This window comes from Vibrio genomosp. F10 str. 9ZD137, from assembly GCF_049974785.1.
In the GTDB taxonomy this organism is placed as follows: domain Bacteria; phylum Pseudomonadota; class Gammaproteobacteria; order Enterobacterales; family Vibrionaceae; genus Vibrio.
Window position 1 is genome coordinate 1 of sequence record NZ_JBNGCJ010000912.1, and the last position, 1093, is coordinate 1093.

General features: G+C 39.2%; 1 protein-coding gene. It reads right to left on the minus strand.

The genetic code is table 11. From position 1 onward, the window contains the following. Positions 1-519: 519 nt before the first annotated feature. On the minus strand, positions 520-1093 hold a 574-nt coding region (locus tag ACP45E_RS20225; protein WP_206743909.1), incomplete at its 5' end, for a hypothetical protein.

Below are 1093 nucleotides of genomic sequence, written 5' to 3' on the forward strand. Positions count from 1 at the left end.
ACCAAACTCCAAGCCGAGAATGCCGAGCGTTTAGGCGTCCACTTAAGTAACTTGTTATGTGATTACTTACAACTCATCGAGACTTCCATTGCTAAATCAACGCGGCCTCGTTCCCTTAAAGCCCAACCAGCTTTAGTTGAAATTAAAGACTCAAAAAACGTTAGATCTGGCTTGTTATCGCACATTACGTGCTTGTGAAGCTTTTGAAGATGGTCATTTGATGAAGCTAGAACTACGTTATTCATATGGTCATTAAACATACTGAAAGAATAGTATCCAATAAATACAACACCAATTAAAACCCAAGACTTACCCATAACTACACCCTAAAAAGATTAGAGTCTTATCTTAGAGTATTCCTACTGATAATTAGGAATATACGTTATTACAGACAATCACATAACGCCGCGTTAAGTGGTGAGCAACGCAGACCACCCTACCTAAACCATTGTGTCGTAAACACTAAAGCTGATTCAAACTAAAAATGCCATGCGTTGGGAATCCGCCTTAAACGCTTTGTTAGCTGAAGATGTCGGGGTAATATTTAGGACATACATAATGTTTAATATCTCTTGGTGGGTCTACTATATGCTGCTTTAATTCACCCAGTTTTCTTTCCAACTTTTCGGCACACTCTATATCCTCAGTTGTGACGGTATATTTGTCTTGATGATTTAGCGATATCTTAATAATTTCTCGTTCGCAACTTATATGTACTTTTATCCCGTCTATATTGCAATAACTAGGTTGCTCGACCCATTTTGTTCCAGATATCAACGATGGGAATGAGCAATACTCTTCATAAGTATAACTAGTGCTAGGTGTTGGTTGCTTTGGTTTATCAGAATAAACGGTCGGTTCAATGCCCAGATATCTAAGTATATCCACTAGCATTTTCGTAGAGTCATACTTGAGAGCAACATCAAGAGAATCTCCATCGTTTGCATGACCACCATATGCTCTACGATAGCGAAAGAACTGCAATCGTGACGCCCAATCCTTAAGTTCACTTTCAGAGTGCTCTGCGAATAAGTAGTGAATCCAGTAATCCATTGTAATCCTCGTTTCAGCTAACGCCTTACTAAGTGGCGCT